This is a genomic window from Lonsdalea britannica (assembly GCF_946477055.1).
Classification (GTDB): Bacteria; Pseudomonadota; Gammaproteobacteria; order Enterobacterales; family Enterobacteriaceae; genus Lonsdalea; species Lonsdalea britannica_A.
Window position 1 is genome coordinate 1 of the sequence record NZ_CAMKXG010000316.1, and the last position, 3,429, is coordinate 3,429.

Annotated in this window: 3 protein-coding genes; 2 read left to right on the top strand and 1 reads right to left on the bottom strand. The window is 57.0% G+C overall.

Features of this window, described 5'->3' with window-relative positions; all coding sequences use genetic code 11:
• On the top strand, positions 1–524 hold a 524-nt coding region (locus Q7O77_RS15845; protein WP_304169556.1), incomplete at its 5' end, for a TonB-dependent receptor domain-containing protein.
• 233 nt (positions 525–757) lie between these two features.
• On the opposite strand, the gene Q7O77_RS15850 is transcribed toward Q7O77_RS15845, so the two are convergent.
• Positions 758–2,218: an AMP nucleosidase gene (locus tag Q7O77_RS15850; protein WP_304169559.1), complete on the bottom strand. Its 1,461-nt coding sequence runs from the start codon at positions 2,216–2,218 to the stop codon at positions 758–760.
• Positions 2,219–2,506: 288 nt separating this feature from the next.
• On the opposite strand from Q7O77_RS15850, the gene Q7O77_RS15855 reads away from it, so the two are divergent.
• Positions 2,507–3,429 (top strand): cache domain-containing protein (locus Q7O77_RS15855; protein WP_304169562.1); only part of this gene is annotated, 923 nt, incomplete at its 3' end.

Here is a 3,429-nt window from a genome sequence, read left to right on the forward strand (position 1 = left end):
CGGAGTTCAGCAGCAAAGTGCAGTGGGGAACCTGGTTCGACGCGCTTCAGGGGCTAAGCACCACACTGGCGGTCGGCTACAGCGAAGGGCAGTCCAAGTCCAGCTATTCTGGCGACAAGTATGTCGACCTCGATAGCGTCGCGCCGATGAAAGCGGTAGTCGGACTGGGCTGGGATGCGCCGGATAACCTCTATGGGGCGGCGTTGACGGCGACGTTCCAGAAAGGCAAACAGGCGACGGCGACCAACCGTGAAACCTACACCAACACGGGCACGACCATTACCGATTCCACTACCGAGTATATGCGCGTTCCCGGCTATGGTCTGGTGGACCTGACGGCCTACTGGCGTGTGACGCCGACGGTTAAACTCAGCGGCGGCGTTTATAACCTGACCGATCGCAAGTACTGGGATTATCTGAGCAGCCGTCAGCTCACCAGTTCCAACAATCAGGACGCCTATGACCAGCAGCTGGCTGTGATGCCGGGCAGAACGTTCCAACTGGGCGTCAACGTGGACTTCTAACCCACATTGAGCGCTACAGGCTCCTGTCCTTATCTGCGGACATTGGCCGAAACACGGTCCTGACCCCGGCGAAAGCCGGGGTTCTTCTTTTTATGCCATCGCCGGGCGACGTCCGTGACGAGCGCGATCGTCGACGGGAGGGGCGCGACGAGGGAGAGGGCCATGTTAACGCATTGAATAAAAAGGAGCCGCTGACGGCTCCTGAAGGTTAAGGACGGGTTATGCCATGCAGATCAACGGAACGGCGGTTCATCGAACGTACGCAGCTTGCGGGAGTGCAGCTGATCGACTTCCGATCGCAGCAGATCGACCGCGCAGATGCCAATTTGCAGATGCTCGGAAATCGCGCCTTCATAGAAACGGTTGGCCTGTCCGGGTAGTTTGATCTCGCCGTGCAACGGTTTGTCGGAGACGCAAAGCAGGGTGCCGTAAGGCACGCGGAAGCGGTAACCCTGTGCGGCGATTGTGGCGCTTTCCATGTCTACCGCGACGGCGCGGCTTAGGTTAAAGCGCCGTGCAGAGACGGAATAGCGCAGCTCCCAGTTACGGTCGTCCGTCGTGACGACGGTGCCGGTGCGCAGGCGTTGTTTCACCTTCTCGCCGGGCATGCCGCTGACGGTCTTGGTGGCATCGTAGAGCGCCCGCTGAACTTCGGCGATGCTGGGGATAGGAATGTCCGGCGGGAGAACGGAGTCCAGCACGTGGTCGTCGCGCAAATAGGCGTGAGCCAGCACGTAATCACCGATGGACTGGCTTTCGCGCAGACCGCCGCAGTGGCCGATCATCAGCCATGCATGCGGACGCAGCACGGCCAGATGATCGCAGATGGTTTTCGCGTTAGAAGGTCCGACGCCGATGTTCACCAGCGTAATCCCGCGTCCCTCGCGAGAAAGCAGGTGGTATGCCGGCATCTGGTGATTTTTCCAGGCCAGATCGGAGCCGGCCTGTTCGGGATGGCGCGTTTCCGCCGTGGTGTAGCTGCCGCCAGCGCAGGACAGCGCGTAGTAAGGACTGTTCTCATCCGCAATCTGTTCGCAGGACCAGCGGACAAATTCGTCCACATAGCGGGTGTAATTGGTGAACAAGACGAAAGGCTGGAAGTGCTCGACCGGCGTGCCGGTGTAATGTTTGAGACGGGCCAGCGAAAAGTCGGTTCTCAACGCATCGAAGTGAGAGAGCGGGAAATTTTCTTTGGATTGATGAAACAGGCCGTCTGCCGTTTCATCGCCGATCTGCGCCAGTTCGGTCGTCGGGAAATACTGCGCCAGCCCAGCGCTCATTGAGCGGTTCAGCCCCAGATTCGCGCCGTCGATAACGTACGGATAGGGAATTTCCTGCTGCGAAGGCACGACTTCGATCACCGCGGCGTATTCGTTTTCCAGAATCTCCAGCTGTTCGGACAGATAGCCGCGAAACAGGGCGGGGCGGGTGATGGTGGTGCTGTAACAGCCGCCGTGGGTCAGTCGGCCATAGGCGCGGGTTTTGTTCTCAGAAGGAGAGCGTCCATCCCAACTGACACGCAGCTCGGGATAAACAAAAAGACCGTTGGCGCGCGCCGTGGCGTCCGGCAGCGTGCCTTCATCGATAAACGCGCTAATGGCGGAGCGCAGAGAGGCCACCGCTTCGTCATACAGGGTTTCCAGTTTGTCGAGCGCTTCGGTGGCCGTGAGGCCGGCAGCGGATGCTTTACTCATCTTTTCTCCTTGGTTTGCCGGGCGCAACGGCGTCCGGCGAAATACGGTGCTGTCATCGTAACGGCAGGTCACGCGGCGCTATGTCATAAACTATGCTAATCATGATGTAGTGAGTCTACACGAGGATCGGCGTCTCTTGTATGCGCACCCGGCTCATGGCCTTGATTCAGGGCGCCGTCACAACGAAATGGCGAGCCATAAGCGTGAGTTGGTACACAACCACGGTGCGATTTAGTAGGATGTGCCCGCATGAACGCCCTCAGGCGATTCATGTTTTCAGGAAAACCTATGCCTTATAAATCTTTTGCTTCGTTCACACCTCGCGGATTGCGTCGTCTCTTAGGGAAAAACAATCCTTCTGCACCGGGAAAAACCATGATTGGTTTCCTGGTAGTGAGTTTCATCGTGTTAGCCACGACCAACGGGTGGAACTTCTGGCAGTCCTACCATCGGCAGGTCCTGGAGGTTGAGCAGGATGTCATCAATCTCTCGGTGATTTTGTCGCGACAGGCGGAAGATACCTTTCTGCCGATAGAGCTGGCCATCATCGACACGATGCGTGAGATTCACGGCGATATTAATTCACTGAGCGCCGAAAAGATCACCGCCGTGCTTGAATCTCATCGCGTGCTGCTTCCGCAAATCGTCGGACTGTATCTGTTCGACGATAAAGGCAACCTGATTGCCTCGACCGGGCAGGGCTCTCGCTATGTGTATAACGCGTCCAAGCGCAGCTACTTCATCTGGAACAAGAGCAATACCAGCGAGGATCTGTTCATCGGTCAGCCGCGCATCAGCGTGATCTCGGGGAAATCCGTGATTCCCGTGTCGAAGCGCATCAACGGCAAAAACGGCGAGTTTAAAGGCATTTTCCTGGCCTCGGTCGATCCCAACTATTTCGGGCGTTTTTACAGTTATTTCAGTCTGAATTACGATTCGATTCTGTCTTTGCTCAATGTCGACGGCTCCCCGCTGTACGTTTATCCGGATGAACAAAAAACGCTGATCGAGAAATACGCCACCGGCGCGTTGGCGGATAAAGCGCTGAAAAGCAGCTCTGTCAGCGTCGGCTCATGGCATACGCCGTTTGATGGACAGACGCGTATTGTGGGGTACGTCAAGCTCAAACGATATCCGCTGATCGCGGCAGCCAGCGTGAATAAAAATGAGCTGCAATTGCGCTGGATGGCGGACAATATCGCCGCGATAGC

Coding starts and splice junctions, on each gene's coding strand:
- Q7O77_RS15850 (WP_304169559.1), bottom strand. CDS start 2,218: ATGAGTAAAGCATCCGCTGCCGGCCTCACGGCCACCGAAGCGCTCGAC.